A 15,582-nucleotide genomic window follows, 5' to 3' on the forward strand; every position below is an offset into this window, starting at 1 on the left:
GCAGCTTCATGAAAAGAGGGCTTTATAAAGGAGCAGCAAGCCGCTTATCCCGATTAAGGACAGGACGGAATACTTGAACACGCTGTCGGTGATAGATTTTTGGATTTTCATTGCCAGGGCAAGGCCGAGAAATGACGGAATGATCGCCAGAAGAGCGTAGAGGAAAAGCGTGTTTCCTTGATAAAAGCCAAGCGAGCTAATCGTAATTAGCTGCGTGATATCAATAACGACAAAATAACAGTTAATCAAAAATAAAAACTGATAGCGGCTGACGTTCATCTGCAAAAAATATAAACTGATCAACGGTCCGCTCGCTCCTGCTGCTCCCTGAAGAGTACCACCGATAAGACCAACGGCGCCATCGACCCATTGCGGCGGCTTCGTAAATTGAGGCAGGAAGGATGTCAGTGAACTAATGACGAAGAAAATAATGACGACGCCGAGCAGGCCGGTCAAAAGGTTGGAGTCGGTCATGACTAAAATGGTTGAACCGATAATCATACCGCCGATTCCCATTAAGGTGAGGACGGCGGCTTTTTTTAATGTGCTCCACTTCTCAAATGTTTTGACGAGCATAAAGCAGTCGGTCGCCACCGTCGCCGGGACGGTTAAGGCTATCGCTGTCTGTAGGTCGAACATCACCGTTAAAATCGGAGTGGCGACCAGAGGCAGGCCCATTCCACTAATTCCTTTTGATACCCCGGCCAATAGAAAAACAAAAAGAGCGATAAGAATGACGGATAGCTGCAACGGATTTAATCCTCCTATTGTCAGGTTCTATTTCGCGACCATCTCCGGGATCCATAGATAGATCTGTGGAAGATAGGTGACGATCAGCAAGGAGATCGCGTACCAAATCCAAAAAGGGGATAAGCTCTTTACAATGTCATGAATCGGCTTCTTGAAGACACCTTGGCTGACAAATAAGTTTAACCCGAATGGCGGCGTGAACATCCCGATGGCAATATTCATTGTCATAATCAAACCTAAATGGATCAGGTCAATCCCCAGACTTTGCGCGACGGGCACAAGCAGAGGAGTTAATACTAAAATAGCAGAAGTCGGATCGAAAAACATCCCGACGATGATTAATAGAAGATTAAATTTTTAGACACACAAACCTCATTTTGACAAATTCTATAAAGCGGATGTTTCTAAATTGATAGGTGTATAATGAAGTTGTAAGGAAAAGCATGAAAAAACGAATGGAGGGATCAGGAAATGAGACTTCAGGACAAAGTAGCTGTTATTACCGGGGCCGCGTCAGGAATGGGAAAAGCGATTGCTAACGTTTATGCAAAAGAGGGTGCGAAGGTAGTCGTGTCTGATATTAATGCCGAAGCGGCAAACCAGACGGTGGACGTGATTAAGTCGGCTGGTGGCGAGGCAATCGCTGTTGTCGCCAATGTTGCGAAGGAAGAGGATATTCAAAATTTGATTGACACAGCTGTCAACAGCTACGGCACGCTTGATATTTTAGTTAATAACGCCGGCATTATGGATAACTTCGAGGCTGCCGCCGACATTCAAGATGAGTCATGGGAAAAAATCTTTGCGATCAATACGACGAGCGTAATGCGGGCAACGCGCAAGGCTCTTCCAATATTTTTAGAAAAGCAAAAAGGGGTCATTATTAATATCGCTTCGGCAGGGGGATTACAAGGTGCCCGAGCAGGAGCAACCTATACAGCTTCAAAGCATGCTGTCGTCGGCTTTACGAAGAACACCGGCTTTATGTATGCACAAAAAGGGATTCGCTGCAACGCGATTGCCCCCGGAGCTGTGGAAACGAATATTGGCACGTCGATGACTAATATAAATGAATTCGGCATCGGCCGGACACAGCCGGGTCTGGCGATCAATCCGCGTACCGGAAAGCCGGAGGACATTGCCAATATTGCCTTGTTCCTTGCTTCTGATGAAGCAGATTTTGTGAATGGAACAGTCATCACGGCCGACGCGGGCTGGACGGCATATTAAGTGAATAGAGAGAAAGGGCTGGGCAAAAGGTGTTTGCCCAGCCCTATATGTTCTAAACCATTTGATGGAATGTCACATGTCTCCTTTAACTGTTATTTATAACAGAACTGGTGTAATCGGTTATATTATCCTGTGAAAAATAATGACTAGTATCGTAAGCTAATTTGTAAGTCACATTATTTATGGAAAAAGAATGGATAATATACATACCATCCTGCTCGACTGTAACTTCAGTGCCATTACTATTTATAGTATGTTCTTTTGCTGGAGCAATTCCGTTATAATCTAAAGTGACAAGTAGTACATTTTCAGTATCATAAGGCCCTACAATCGTTTTAGCATGATGGGCTTCTTCCCATTCTGTCACATTATTTTGATCTGCAAAAAAAGGCTTTATGTCATCTGAAGGCTCGGGCGTATATAGCGAATAGAGGAGAAACTTCCCTTTTCGCGTGTAGGATAGTCGACTTTCCTGCTACTATAAAAAAATAGTAGCACGAACCAAGGCCATGGTTTGTGCTACTAATGGTAGTATGTTTAGTCTTGCTGAAATGAGATTGTCTATCCGTTCGCGTTCACGATTTGTGAAAGTCCATCCTCGATTGGAGTAGCCGGTCGTCCGAGAAGCTTTTCCAGATCATTGCTTTCAATGTCGAGCGTCCCTTCGCGAATGTCTTTTTGAATGTTGACTAAGAAAGGTAAAAACGATTCCGGTACCCCGGCCTGTTTCATTACATCGGCATACGTCTCGTCATCAACCTGCTGGACGGTGATGTCCTTTTTGATCACCTTGCTCAGCGTTGCTACAAGCTCTTCCTGCGTCAGCGGTTTACCGGCAAGCTCATAGATTGTATTGTCATGCCCTTGACCGGCGAGAACGGCCGCCGCGGCTTCTGCATAATCCTGCTGCACAGCCCAGCCGACTTTTCCATCAGCGGCAGAGGTCACCCAAGGGGCGCCAGCCAGCACACCTTGAATACTTGAGCTTTCATTTTCCAAATACCAGTTGTTGCGCAAAAAGGAATACGGGATGCCTGTTTCCAAGATCGCATTTTCGGTCGCTTTATGAGTCGGAGCGAGAAAATTACTGCTTTCCTGAGCATTCGTGATGCTTGTATAAGCGATGAAGCGTACGCCTGCCCGTGCCGCTGCGGAGACGGCGTTGCCATGCTGTTTAATTCTCGTTTCATTGTCACCGTCAGCTGAGATAATCAGCAATCTGTCGACGCCGGCAAAAGCCGTATCCAATGTAGCCGGATGGTCGAAATTGCCCTGGCGCACTTCGACACCGCGTGCTTGCAAGCTTTCAGCTTTCTGAGGATCGCGGACACTGACAGCCAGCTGACTGGCCGGTACGGTTTTCAACAGCGTTTCTACCACTTTTGTCCCTAATTTCCCTGTTGCACCCGTTACTAAAAGTTTCATCGATGATCCCTCCCGTTTCGTTTTTTAATGATTAACTTGTATTTATTTCAGATACATGTATTTATCATAGATACTCCTTGTTATCCTGTCAATCAATTTGAGGTATAATACGGTATTGTAGTCATGACAAAGAAAAAGGCAGGTGATTGATGTGGCGATAAGCAGCCGCTTTGCCGTAGGCATTCATATTTTAGCTCTGATTGAATTAAATAAAGACGGAATAAGCTCGTCCGAATATTTGGCAGGAAGCGTCAATACGAACCCGACCTTAATTAGAAAAATTATGGGCATGCTGAAAAAAGCCGATTTACTTATCGTACAGCCGGGAGTCGCCGGGGCGAGGCTTGCTAAGGAGCCGGCTTCAATTACTTTGCTGGACGTCTATAAGGCAGTCGATGTCGTAAAGGAAAAAGAATTGTTTAGTATACATGACCACCCCCATCCGGATTGTGTCGTAGGACGCAACATTCAGGAGGCGATTCTCCCCGTATTGGCCGCTGCCCAATTTGCGCTTGAAAAGGTGTTAGAACAGGTGACGGTGAAAGATATTATCGAGGAGATTGTGATGAAGGAGAGGGGCTCGTTTTGAGTAGACTATTGCTTCACCATAGTTTGAGTTCAGCTGGCTCAGTTTTTTCATCTCATTATCGATATCGGCTTTAAGAAACTGGCTGATAGAGCAAAATATCTCATAAAAAAAGACAATAATGGAAAGCTTTACTGTGACTCTAAAAAGCAAAAGGTGATGGTTCTAAATTGGAAATGAAGCATTTGCAGTTCTTTCTTGAAGTGGCGCGTACGGGCAGCTTTACGCAGGCAGCTGAGAATCTGTATATTACGCAGCCGGCGCTCAGCCGGATTATTAAATCAATGGAGGATGAGCTTGGCCTGCCATTGTTTATCCGTTCGCGGAAAAAGGTAATCCTGACAGATGCCGGGCATGTTTTAAATAAGCATGCGCAGGTGATGGATAAGCAATGGCAGCGGCTGTATGCAGAATTGGATAAGATGAAAACAGTGAAAACGGGGCAGATCCGGATCGGGCTGCCGACGATTGTGAATTCATTCTTCTTTTCGCAGCTGCTTGCTTCCTTTCATAAAGAGTACCCGGAAGTAACCTTTCAATTAGAAGAAGCCGGGTCCAAGAAGATTGAAGAAGAGATTACAAATGATAAGCTGGATTTCGGCGTAGTCGTGCTTCCCGATAAGCATGATATGCTCGATTATTATATGTTTGAAACGGACAAGCTGAAGCTCGTTGTCCCGCCTTCCCATCGTCTTGTCGGCAGAGAAGCGGTGGCGTTATCGGAGCTGAAGGATGAGTCATTTATTATGTTTAATCGTGAGTTTGAGCTGAGAAGGCTTGTGCTGGCGGCATGTCGGGAAGCCGGCTTTGAGCCGGGCATTATTTCGGAGACATCGCAATTGGACTTCATTGAAGAAATGGTCGCCTATAATTTAGGAATCACGCTCTTGCCGGAAAGCACGTGCACAGAGCTGAAGCGGGATGTCCATACGATCGCCGTTACGAATCCGACGATTGAATGGAGGCTGGCGATGATTTGGAAAAAAGAAGCGTATTTATCGCATGTTGCCACGGAATTCATTCATTTTGCAAAAGGAAAGCTGCCGAAAAGCAGACCGGATCAAAAAGGGTAAAACAGCAAGCAGAGAAGCGGACTTCCTGTTTGCTGTTTTGTGGTCTGATGGTAAGCAGCTGTTGCCTCGTAGAATTATTCCCGATGCTAGGATTGTACCATTACACCATGCATCTTTCCCCTTTGTCAGTGCTATGATAGAAAACATCAATCTTACAAAGAAAATGTCATTCCGCTTTCCAACCTCTATTTTTCACATGGAAATCCTCCTACAAAACGCTTTCATAAGCGATCAGTATAGAGCGTATGTAGGATCGGCATTGTATTTTACCGTTGTCTTTAACCTATAATAGGAAATGAGCGAATTCTACTCAGAATATGCATCTAGAAATAAGGTGAGATAATGGAAGCAAAAAAAATGAAAGAAACTCGTGTTGTTCAAACTGATCAAGTATTGATTAACGATTTGAACAATTACTATACATTGTTTGGTGGCGTTCTAATGAAAAAGATGGATGCCTGTGCGACTCTTTCCGCCCGCAGACATTCAAGAGTGAAGGAGTGTGTCACGGCTTCAACCGATTCTGTGCATTTCCTTCAGCCGATCAGACAGAGTGATTCGGTCTGTATTGAATCATTTGTCAGCTATACAGGGAAGACATCAATGGAAATCTTTTGTAAGGTGATCGCTGAGGATCTTGAAACGGCGGAACGTAAAATCGCCGCGACCGCCTTTTTGACATTTGTTCCATTGGATGAGAATAAGCGGCCAAAGGAAGTGCCGGGCGTCATTCCGGAATCAGAGGAAGAAAAATATCTCTATGAGACTGGAAAGGAACGTGAAAGAATTCGTAAGCTGAAGCGTCAGCAAAATAAAGAGCTTGTCGCGAACCTTGAGTTGAAAAAGCCTTGGGATTAATTTAGAAAAAGGAGAGATGACATGCTGACCGCATCAAGTTATCAGGAAGTCCAAACGGCGAAAGAGGCGGTGGAACAGTTCCGTCGGACGAAGCCGGTACTTTTCCAAAAGTTTCTCAATGTCGTCCAATTGACCCGTCAGCTCCAATATGGTTATCAATATATGGGAGCCTTACTCATGGAAGAGGATGCTGACAAGTTTCAGCCTCAGGCTCAGGCGGACTATGTACTGGCTGTCTACAAGCGAGAAATTGAGCAATTAAAAGCAGACAGCAAAATTGAAGAACTGAAGCAATTTCTCGCAGCAAATCGACAGGTTAGCTATGCCCATCTTAGTAAACTGGCGCTGGGAATGAAGCCGGAAGGATTGATTGGGCCGATTTGGGTACGTTAGAGTCACGGAATGAAAGATGATAGCCATCAGCCTTGTGAGGATCGGATCTCCTCACAGGGTTTTTATTTGTTTATTAAGTAAAACAACAGTTGAAATCGATAATGAGAATTGTTATCATTTAATCGGATGCAAAATTTGAGTAAGGTGTTTCTTAACCGTGAAGGAGAATAGAAGATGAAGACATATGTAAGACAAAGTGAACGGAAGCAGAGCATATTCCTTTTTGTTTTCTTATTAATTGCGATCATGGCTTTAAGTGCTTGCGGAGGTGCGGCGCCGGAAGAGGGACAAAGTGAAGAGAATCCTGAAGAGGCCCCTGCCGAAGAAACGCCGGCGGGGGAAGAGAGTGACGAATCGTTTACTTTAACGGACGGAATGGGTCATGAGGTGACCGTACCGGCGAATCCTCAGCGGATTATCGCTTCCTATCTTGAAGATCCTCTTGTCGCACTTGGTTTTACTCCTGTCGCGCAATGGACGGTAGGAGAGGGCAGCATTCAGCACTATTTACAGGATTATTTGCAGGATGTGCCAACGATTCCATGGGATTTGCCATTTGAAACGGTCATCGAGTTTGATCCGGACTTATTGATTATTGGTTCAGAGTCCACGGTAGGAGAAGGCAAGTACAGTCAGTATGAGAAAATCGCCCCGACTTATGTACTCGGCGATGAGGTCAATGATGACTGGCGCGAGGCGCTGCGGGCAGTCGGAAAAGTGTTAAATAAAGAAGAGGAAGCGGAACAGATTCTTACTGAATATACGGAGGTCGCCGAAGAAGCGCAACAGACGCTGCAGGAAGCGATTGGTGAGGAATCCGTAGCGGCGATCTGGCTTGTCTCGAAGCAATTTTATATTGTAAGTGAAGACCTATCCAGCGGGGCGGTCTTGTATGAGGATCTTGGATTGACAGCTCCTGATTTAGTCAAGGAGGTGTCGGCTACAGGATCGGGAAACTGGAACCCTGTTTCGCTGGAGGAATTGGCGAATATGGATGTTGATCACCTGTTTTTGGTCAACAGTGATGGCGATGAAGGCAGAGAGATGCTGCAGGAGCCTTTATGGCAAAGCATTCCGGCTGTGAAAAATGATCATTTGTATGAGTTCGACAGTACGACGAGCTGGCTGTACGGCGGGCCAATCGCCAACGAGCAGATTATTGAGCATGTGTTAACTAGTTTGGTCAAGTAAGCGGCGACGAGCGCAAGGGAGCCCTGAAGCAGTGAAAGAGGCTTATGGGGAAAACGGGAGCTTGAGATAAAAGGAAAAGCCAGCCTTTTTCTCAAGCTCTTGCTATGGTAAAGGGACGATTGCTTATTCGGAAGCGGCATTCTTCACAATCATGACATCACAAGGGGCCTGACGGACGGAAGCTTCTGCGACACTGCCGATTAACAGACGCTCAACTCTGTTGCGGCCGGTTGCTGCGGTGACGAGCAGATCAATGTGATAAGTCTTTGGCAGCTCTTCCGCGATTAAAAAGCGAGGGTTGCCTGATTTTAGCACGGTTTCAACCTTGGTTAGCCCTTTTGCTTCCGCCAGCTCTTTGTAGCGCGCCAGCATTTCTTTCGCATCATTTTCAATCCGGACGAACCAGGAATCGTGGAAGCCGACCGCTCCGGTAACATTTCGGAGGTCAATAATATGGGCGATGACTAAGGAAGATTTGTGAAACTCCGCTACTTGAATAGCCTTCGCTAAAGCTTGCTCTGATTGCTGTGAACCGTCGACTGCGACTAAGATATGGTTATACATACGATCCTCTCCTTTAAACAGCCAGGATTAACAACGAAAAAAGAAAGCGTTTGCTGTTTATGTCTCTATTATCTCATGATTCTTGTGAAATTGTGAGCAAGAATGTGACGAATTTTTTCTGATTTTTTGAGGTTTTATTGACGAAAGTCCTCTTTTATCATCTTGGCCAAACTTTGCATGCCCTGGATAAGCTCCGACTCAGAAGGATAGGCATAAGACAGACGAAGATGGCTGTCGTCAAATTTATCGTAGATCGTGCCCGGGTTAAGCAAGATTCCTTTCTGTAAGACGTGCTGAAATAATTTTCGCGCGGAGATCCCTTTTTGTAGCTGCAGCCAAATGTAAAAACCTCCGTCCGGAATGTTCCACGTGCAACAATCGGAAAAGGAGTGCTTCAGGATATCGAGCATTAAATCGCGGCGTCTCAGAAGGCTTGCTCGGAGACGTGCCAGATGGGCCTCATATTTTCCACTTCGTATCCATTGGTTGACGACAGCTTGAGAGAGCGAGCTTGAGCCGTAGTCGGTCTGCATCTTAATATCGGCCAACCGGTCAATCACCTGCTCAGGGCCAACGAGCCAGCCAATCCGCAAGCCCGGGCTTAATGCCTTCGACACACTTCCTAAATAGAGAACGTTACCACCCCTGTCATCAGCCTTTAAGGGTGGTGGAGGGGCATTCTCGAACCAAAGATCGCCGTAGACGTCATCCTCGATAAGAGGCAGCGTTTCACGGTGGGCTATTTCGGTTAGCTGTTTGCGTCGTTCCTCTGACATGACCGCCCCTGTAGGATTATGGAAAGAAGGGATCGTATAAAGCAAGGCAGCGTCATGCTGGCGCTTCAGTTGGACGAGTCTTTCCATTTGCAGGCCTTGACTGTCGAGCGGGATGCCGACTCCGCGTATTCCGACCGATTCAAACATAGAAAGAGAATTAAGATAAGACGGCGCTTCGTGCAAGATAACGGAGCCCTTTCGTAAAAGACCCCAGGCAATTAATTGCAGTGCCTGAAGACCACCGGAAACGATTAAAATCGATGACGGCGAGGCGTAGATTCCCTTATTCCGCAAATAACCGGATAGCGTTTCCCTCAATTGCATATTCCCTTTCGGCTCTTCATAGCCGAGGGAAAGCGGCTCGTGCTGAAGTGAGGTCAGTATCTGTTGCATGGCATCAGCGGGAATCAGCTCAGAGCCGAGTTCCCCGGTGCCAAGCCGCAAAATGGCGGGTTCCGCTTCGGCCTTATTGATTTGCTGGATCAGCGATTTGTTTGGCTGATGAATCCCGGCCTGGACGTATTCCGGCCAATTCGGTGATGAGGCGGCCAGGACATTCCACGTATTGTTGGCGACGATCGTCCTGCTGCCGGCTTTTGCTTCGAGCAGTCCCTCTGCGATAAGCTCCTGCAGGGCGGTGATGACAGTGCTTCTGTTCACCTCAAAGCTGGTTGCTAACTGCCGTTGGGAGGGGAGCTTTGTTCCGATCGTCCATTCCCCACTCATGATCTTATTTCGAATAAAATTGACAATTTGCAAATACAAGGGGATTGAGGATGATTTCACAGGCTTCCAATTGATTTCTGACAATACGTTTCCCTCCTTCGCTTGCATTTGTAGATAAAGTATAGCGTAAATTGGTTGGATAGTCAGCGAACCAATTGGTTGCAGACAGGATTTTTTCTATCCGTTATGCTACCTTTAGTAAGGGAGGAGAGACGATGTTAGAAGCAATTGTTCACGGGCTGATTTTATCATTTGGATTAATTTTGCCATTAGGGGCGCAGAATATTTTTATTTTCAATCAAGGGGTGACACAGCATAGCTTCAGGGCGGCGCTCCCTGTAGTGATTACGGCCTCTGTATGTGATGCGATTTTAATCGCGCTGGCGGTAGCCGGGCTTTCTGTAATTGTGCTGCAATTTACGTGGATGAACCAATTATTACTGGCGATTGGCTGTCTGTTTTTACTCTATATGGGCTGGTCGATATGGAAGAGTGTCCCGGATGATAGCAAGGAGGAGCCGAGTGGCCCTATTTCACCGAGACAGCAAATCCTTTTTGCGGTTTCCGTTTCCTTGTTCAACCCTCACGCCATCATTGATACGATTGGAGTCGTTGGAACGAGTTCCTTGGCGTATCAGGGAATTGACAAGCTGCTGTTCGCCGGAGCATGCGTGGCTGTTTCTTTTATTTGGTTTTTCATGCTGGCCGCAGCGGGCCGCAAACTGGGTCATTACGACAAAGATGGACGAAAAATAAGGAAATTGAATCAGGCGTCAGCCCTTTTTATGTGGGGGATGGCCGTTTTCTTAGCCTATCAGCTTTTTCGTCAATTGTAAGAAAAGGACTTGCAAAAATAAAATACGAAAGAGTCGCTCGAAATGTGTTTTTCTGGCAAATAACTATGATATAATTCCTATGGGTCATATCATAGAAAAAGGGGTTGGAACGAGTGGAGGAAACGGCTGAGAAAAGTCTGAATGTTTCGGTATTGATGAATGAATTAAAGAAAGACAACGATGAAATGCAAGTAGTCATGAAACAAATCCAGGACATATCGACAAAATCAAATATTCTTGCCTTGAATTCAGGGATTGAAGCAGCCAGAGCCGGAGAAGCGGGACGCGGCTTTTCCGTTGTGGCGACAGAGATAAAAAAATTCGCTGAGGAAAGCTTGCAGGCGAGCAGACAAAGTGAAGAGATCATTACTAGCATCCAGAATAAGGCCAATGAAATTATTGCCGTCCGGACGGTTGATATTGCTTATGATACGATTGACAAAATTGACCGCAATTTATTTGAGCGCAACTGCGATGTCCAGGCGTGGGCCACGTTTGATGCGATTAAGCAATGTTTGCTTGCGCCTTCTCCGGAAACGGTCCAACATGCTGAGGCTTTTCTGAAAAATATCCATGCGATTTATGAGGTATATTTTGATCTGTTTGTCGTCGACCTGTCAGGCAAAATTGTTGCCTCGGCACAGCACCCGAATCAGGTAGGCAAGGATATGTCGAAGCGTACATGGTTTAAGGAAACGGTGCGCACCAATCAGGTTTATGTAACGGACATGTATTATTCGGATGTCGTGGAAGGACATACGATGAGCTATTCCAGTCCTGTTCATGATGATCAGGGCAACATCATCGGTGTCTTTACGACGAGATTTAACTGGGAATTTATTTATGACATCATCGACCGGGTCAAGATTGATGAGACGAGCAAGCTTTATGTCATCAATTCAGAGGGCTATGTCATTGCGTCAAAGGACCGCTCTGACGTGTTAAATACAAAGCTGAACCATCTGAGAGCGGTTGAGCTGCTGCTTTCCGGCCGGGAAACACGCGGCTATACGATTGAGCAGAATCATATTTACGCCTACTGTTTAACGGAAGGCTACAATGCGTATAAAGGAAAAGGCTGGTCCGTTGTCGTAATGGAGTCGATCGTTTAGCCGGGTAGAGAGCTGAGATCGTTTAAAGGGGACCAGATTTGGTAACACTGGAAAACAAACCGTTTGCTTGTTTTGCTTTCTTTGGGTAGAATAAAGGGATACATTTCAAGCTTGAAAAGAGGGTATTACATGAGTAAACAATCCATTTATGGATTAACCTTTGAACAATTGACGTCTTGGCTTTTGGAACATGGACATAAAAAATTTCGCGCTTCTCAAGTATGGGACTGGCTTTATCAAAAGCGGGTAACGACGTTTTTCGAGATGACGAATATTAATAAAGAATGCCTGCAACTGCTGGAGGATCATTTTGAATTCCAGACGCTGACTGAGCATATAAAGCAGGAGTCGGCAGACGGGACGATTAAATTTCTCTTTAAGCTGAACGATGGCAATTTAATTGAGACAGTATTAATGCGTCAGAAATACGGCCTGTCCGTCTGTGTAACAACGCAGGTCGGCTGTAACATTGGCTGCAGCTTCTGCGCGAGCGGCCTGTTGACGAAGGATCGTGATCTGTCCAGTGGTGAAATTGTTGAGCAGATTATGAAAGTCCAGCTTTATTTGGATTCGGTTGGCAAGGGCGAACGGGTCAGTCACATTGTCATCATGGGAATCGGGGAACCATTTGATAATTTTGAGAACATGGTGGACTTCCTTGATATTATGAAGGATCAGAAGGGGCTGGCGATTGGCGCGAGACATATTACTGTTTCAACAAGTGGCCTTGTCAACAAAATTTATGAGTTTGCTGATTTGCAGTCACAGGTCAATTTGGCGATTTCCCTTCATGCACCGAATGACGAGCTGCGTACCCGGATTATGAAAATTAACCGTGCTTATCCGATTAAGAAGCTGATGGAAGCGATCGACTATTATATCGAGAAGACAAATCGGCGTATAACGTTGGAGTATATTTTGCTGAAGGATGTTAATGATCATAAGGAGCATGCTCTTGAGCTTGCTGAGCTGATTGCTGATAAACGAAAGCTGGCGTACGTCAACTTAATTCCGTATAACCCGGTTAGTGAGCACAGTCAATATCAGCGAAGCACGAAGGAAGCGATCCGCACCTTCTATGATACATTGAAGAAAAAAGGAATTAACTGCGTCGTCCGGATGGAGCACGGCACTGATATTGATGCCGCCTGCGGTCAGCTTCGCAGTAAGCAAATGAAGAAAAAGCAAAAGCAGAAGGTTTAGGCAATCATAAAAATCGCTTCGTTCTATAGCTTGGGGTGTAGTCACTCCATTTTATAGGAACGAGCGATTTTTTTTAGATGAAATGCGTGCCCCCATCCCGGTAGCGGATTCGAAGCGACTGCTTTCTTCAACTTACAAAAAAGCCTGCCGACTTTGTCGACAGACTCGAGGCGCCCTTAGGCGTCATTTCTTATTGAATGCCTTCGTGGATTTCCTTCACCATTTCCGATACGGAGATTAATCCACCGCCGGATAGGTACCAAACACTTGGGTTCAGGAAGACAATGTTGTCATTTTGCGCAGCGTTTGTGCTGTCGATAATTTCATTGTTAATTAATGGATTTTCACTGCCTGCCTCATCAATCGCCTGATCACGGTCGATCACGAAGAGGTAATCAGGATTTGTTTCGGCAATGTATTCGTACGAAACGCTCATTCCATGAGTTGATGCTTCAATGTTTTCATCAGCTGCCGGGATGCCGAATACGTCGTGAAGGATCCCGAATCTTGAGCCGTTTCCGTATGCGCTAATATTTCCACTTGTCGTCAAAACGATGAGTCCAGTTCCGTCCAGTTCAGCAACTTCTTCATTTAAAGCTGCAATCGCATCATTGATTTTTGTTAACTCTGCTTCTGCTTCTTCCTCTTTGTTGAAGATTTCTCCTAACAATTCAACATTGTGGGTGAACGACTCCATGTAGTTCGTTGTATCGACTCCGACAAAAATGGTAGGAGCGATTTCACTTAATTCTTCATACGCTTCAGACTGTCTGCCGGAAATAATGATTAAATCCGGATTTAAACCATAAATTGTTTCGAAGTCAAGCTCTTTCAAGCTTCCGACATTCGTATATTCATCGCCCTCATACTTTGATAAATAATCCGGCAGCGAGCTTCCTTTTGCGACACCTGCGACTTCGACTCCAAGTGTATCTAATGTCTCAAGAGCACCGTAATCAAAGACAACAACCGTTTCCGGTTCTTTCTGAACAACTGTTTCGCCAAGATCATGAGTAACGGTAATTTCAGCTGCTTCGGACTCTGCTTCCGCTCCGCTGCCGTCCTCTTCAGTCGCTTCCTCAGTTGTAGCCGGGCTTTCCTCTTCACCTGTATCTGCATCATTTGATGAGTCTGTTCCGCATGCGGCTAATGTAACAACCAGCACGAGAAGAATAAGAAAGGATAAATATTTCTTCATGTTATCTCACTCCTAATCGTATAGTTTATCTATTTTTAAATTATGTAGCATAATTTAAAACCTGTCGCTATCCAACAAATTTGCTGATTAAACAGAAAACAGCCATAAACAAATGATAACAATTATCATTATCATAAGTCAAGTAAGAATTTAAAAATAGTGCTTTATCATGCTGTTGACGCAGCCAGTTGATGGGCATATAATTAACACAATTGTTTGAAAAGAATGCAAGCTGTCAACAAATATTTCGGTTTCCTAATGTTTCATGTGAAACATGATCATGGGAGTGAAAAGCCGAATTTTAGCAGCGTAGGGAAGGGTTTTTTATGGCAGGATGGAATGTTTTTTTTGGACGGAAGAATAATACAAATCCATTTACAGATTTTAATGGAAAAAATATAACCGCGGGCTGTGTTTCCGGACTATTGGCCATTATCAGCGTGCCTGTCATTATTCTGCAGGCAGCTGAAAACGGTAGTTTTACAAATGAACAAACCATTTCATGGATGCTGGCGATGTATATTTTCGGCGGGCTATTCAGCGTTTTAGTACCACTTTATTACCGGATGCCGATTGTCGGAGCGAGTTCCATCACAGGGATCGCTTTTTTAGCTACAGTCACGGGGCAATTTTCTTATCACGAGCTTGTTGGAGCTTATGTGCTGACCGGATTATTAATGCTTATTGTCGGTTATTTCGGTTTTTTTAAAAAGTTGATTGAATATGTGCCGAAGGAAATTATCGCGGCGATGCTTGCCGGAATGATTATGAAATATATGACGAATTTCATTGTTTCGATTAGTCAGATGGCGTTGATCGGCATTCTTTCATTAGTAGTGTTTTTTGTTTTCAGCTATAAAAAAATGAGGGTACCTCCGTTGATTGCTGCTGTGGGGACGGCCTTTATTCTGTTGCTCGTAACTTATCCGCTTCATGTAAGCGGGGGCGCTTCGGCTTTTGTCGTTCCGGCTGTTCAGATGCCGTCTTTCAGCGTTTTAGGGTTTTTGTCAGTTGCGATCCCGCTGGCATTATTAATTTTAAGTAATGATGCTGCGGTCGGGATTGGAGCAATTGAGCAGAACGATTATCATCTGCCGGTTAATCAATTGGTTTCACTTGGTGGGATTTTTACAATTTGCGCCGGCTTCTTTGGCGGAATCAGTGCCAATGTCGCGGGAATGATGTCGGCGATTTGTGCTGATGAAGAAGCGGGGCCTTACGAGAAGAGGTATATTGGCGCTGTCATCTCTGGCTTGATTTTGATTACATTCGGTCTTCTGTCCTGGAAGCTCGTTCCGTTTATTCAAGCTTTGCCGGCTGATTTTGTCGCGATTTTAGTTGGGCTTTCACTGCTTGGTGTGTTCGGGAACAGCCTGCATATCAGCTTTTCAAAGCCAGAGCTGAAAATGAGCGCTGCTTTTGCGTTTATTATTGCCGCCTCCGGTATTACATTATTTAATATCAGTGCACCAGTCTGGTCATTGCTTGTTGGAACGTTCATTGCCCGCAAAATGGAAACGAAGCGAGGAAAGGCAGAACTGAGAAAGCAAACCGCGTAGCTGACGCTGAGATTCATCTAAAGAAAGCCGGATGAGGTTTTCCTCAAGGGAGATGAAACTTTTTTAAGTTTGCTGACGTTCCTGTATATATGAAGCGAAAAA

17 protein-coding genes are annotated in these 15,582 nt (G+C 45.2%); 10 read left to right on the forward strand and 7 right to left on the reverse strand.

Translation table 11 applies throughout. The features are described 5' to 3' along the window. Positions 1–6: 6 nt before the first annotated feature. Positions 7–750, reverse strand: a complete 744-nt coding sequence (locus M3202_RS14735) for a sulfite exporter TauE/SafE family protein (RefSeq protein WP_251224081.1) — start codon at positions 748–750, stop codon at positions 7–9. Positions 751–777: 27 nt separating this feature from the next. Continuing rightward, positions 778–1,089, reverse strand: a complete 312-nt coding sequence (locus tag M3202_RS14740) for a TRAP transporter large permease subunit (RefSeq protein WP_349775626.1) — start codon at positions 1,087–1,089, stop codon at positions 778–780. Positions 1,090–1,221: 132 nt separating this feature from the next. Between M3202_RS14740 and M3202_RS14745 the strand changes: the two genes are divergently transcribed. Beyond that, complete coding sequence (locus M3202_RS14745; RefSeq protein WP_251224083.1) at positions 1,222–1,980, forward strand: SDR family oxidoreductase; 759 nt, start codon at positions 1,222–1,224, stop codon at positions 1,978–1,980. An 85-nt stretch (positions 1,981–2,065) separates the two neighbouring features. On the opposite strand, the gene M3202_RS14750 is transcribed toward M3202_RS14745, so the two are convergent. Together M3202_RS14750 and M3202_RS14755 are read right to left on the reverse strand one after the other, a co-directional pair. Beyond that, positions 2,066–2,347, reverse strand: a complete 282-nt coding sequence (locus M3202_RS14750) for a hypothetical protein (RefSeq protein ID WP_251224084.1) — start codon at positions 2,345–2,347, stop codon at positions 2,066–2,068. A gap of 194 nt (positions 2,348–2,541) precedes the next feature. Then, positions 2,542–3,405, reverse strand: a complete 864-nt coding sequence (locus M3202_RS14755) for an SDR family oxidoreductase (RefSeq protein WP_251224085.1) — start codon at positions 3,403–3,405, stop codon at positions 2,542–2,544. A gap of 151 nt (positions 3,406–3,556) precedes the next feature. On the opposite strand from M3202_RS14755, the gene M3202_RS14760 reads away from it, so the two are divergent. The 5 genes from M3202_RS14760 (at position 3,557) to M3202_RS14780 (ending at position 7,506) form a co-directional block, all read left to right on the forward strand. After that, complete coding sequence (locus M3202_RS14760; protein ID WP_251224086.1) at positions 3,557–3,994, forward strand: Rrf2 family transcriptional regulator; 438 nt, start codon at positions 3,557–3,559, stop codon at positions 3,992–3,994. Between the two features lie 167 nt (positions 3,995–4,161). Further along, positions 4,162–5,064, forward strand: a complete 903-nt coding sequence (locus M3202_RS14765) for a LysR family transcriptional regulator (protein WP_349775625.1) — start codon at positions 4,162–4,164, stop codon at positions 5,062–5,064. A 342-nt stretch (positions 5,065–5,406) separates the two neighbouring features. Further along, positions 5,407–5,922 carry an acyl-CoA thioesterase gene (locus tag M3202_RS14770; protein WP_251192628.1) on the forward strand — a complete coding sequence of 172 codons (516 nt, stop codon included), beginning with the start codon at positions 5,407–5,409 and terminating at the stop codon, positions 5,920–5,922. A 21-nt stretch (positions 5,923–5,943) separates the two neighbouring features. Continuing rightward, positions 5,944–6,315, forward strand: coding sequence for a hypothetical protein (locus M3202_RS14775; RefSeq protein WP_251224087.1), 372 nt, complete (start codon positions 5,944–5,946; stop codon positions 6,313–6,315). 174 nt (positions 6,316–6,489) lie between these two features. After that, on the forward strand, positions 6,490–7,506 hold the full coding sequence (locus M3202_RS14780; RefSeq protein ID WP_251224088.1) for an iron-hydroxamate ABC transporter substrate-binding protein: 1,017 nt from the start codon (positions 6,490–6,492) through the stop codon (positions 7,504–7,506). Positions 7,507–7,629: 123 nt separating this feature from the next. Here the strand turns inward: M3202_RS14780 and M3202_RS14785 are convergent, their stop codons facing one another. Continuing rightward, complete coding sequence (locus tag M3202_RS14785) at positions 7,630–8,070, reverse strand: universal stress protein (protein ID WP_251224089.1); 441 nt, start codon at positions 8,068–8,070, stop codon at positions 7,630–7,632. A gap of 134 nt (positions 8,071–8,204) precedes the next feature. Then, on the reverse strand, positions 8,205–9,656 hold the full coding sequence (gene pdxR, locus M3202_RS14790; protein ID WP_251224090.1) for a MocR-like pyridoxine biosynthesis transcription factor PdxR: 1,452 nt from the start codon (positions 9,654–9,656) through the stop codon (positions 8,205–8,207). A gap of 131 nt (positions 9,657–9,787) precedes the next feature. On the opposite strand from pdxR, the gene M3202_RS14795 reads away from it, so the two are divergent. The 3 genes from M3202_RS14795 to rlmN all read left to right on the forward strand — a co-directional run bounded on the left by M3202_RS14795 (position 9,788) and on the right by rlmN (position 12,723). After that, entirely contained in the window at positions 9,788–10,408 is a 621-nt protein-coding gene (locus M3202_RS14795) for a LysE/ArgO family amino acid transporter (protein WP_251224091.1), read from the forward strand. A 113-nt stretch (positions 10,409–10,521) separates the two neighbouring features. Continuing rightward, entirely contained in the window at positions 10,522–11,520 is a 999-nt protein-coding gene (locus tag M3202_RS14800; protein WP_251224092.1) for a methyl-accepting chemotaxis protein, read from the forward strand. Positions 11,521–11,649: 129 nt separating this feature from the next. After that, positions 11,650–12,723, forward strand: a complete 1,074-nt coding sequence (gene rlmN / locus M3202_RS14805) for a dual-specificity RNA methyltransferase RlmN (protein ID WP_251224093.1) — start codon at positions 11,650–11,652, stop codon at positions 12,721–12,723. Between the two features lie 190 nt (positions 12,724–12,913). Here the strand turns inward: rlmN and M3202_RS14810 are convergent, their stop codons facing one another. Continuing rightward, positions 12,914–13,921, reverse strand: a complete 1,008-nt coding sequence (locus M3202_RS14810) for a siderophore ABC transporter substrate-binding protein (RefSeq protein ID WP_251224094.1) — start codon at positions 13,919–13,921, stop codon at positions 12,914–12,916. A 326-nt stretch (positions 13,922–14,247) separates the two neighbouring features. On the opposite strand from M3202_RS14810, the gene M3202_RS14815 reads away from it, so the two are divergent. Next, on the forward strand, positions 14,248–15,480 hold the full coding sequence (locus tag M3202_RS14815; protein WP_251224095.1) for a benzoate/H(+) symporter BenE family transporter: 1,233 nt from the start codon (positions 14,248–14,250) through the stop codon (positions 15,478–15,480). The last annotated feature ends 102 nt before the right edge of the window (positions 15,481–15,582 follow it).

Source organism: Halalkalibacter oceani (assembly GCF_023715605.1).
Taxonomy (GTDB): domain Bacteria; phylum Bacillota; class Bacilli; order Bacillales; family Bacillaceae_D; genus Halalkalibacter; species Halalkalibacter oceani.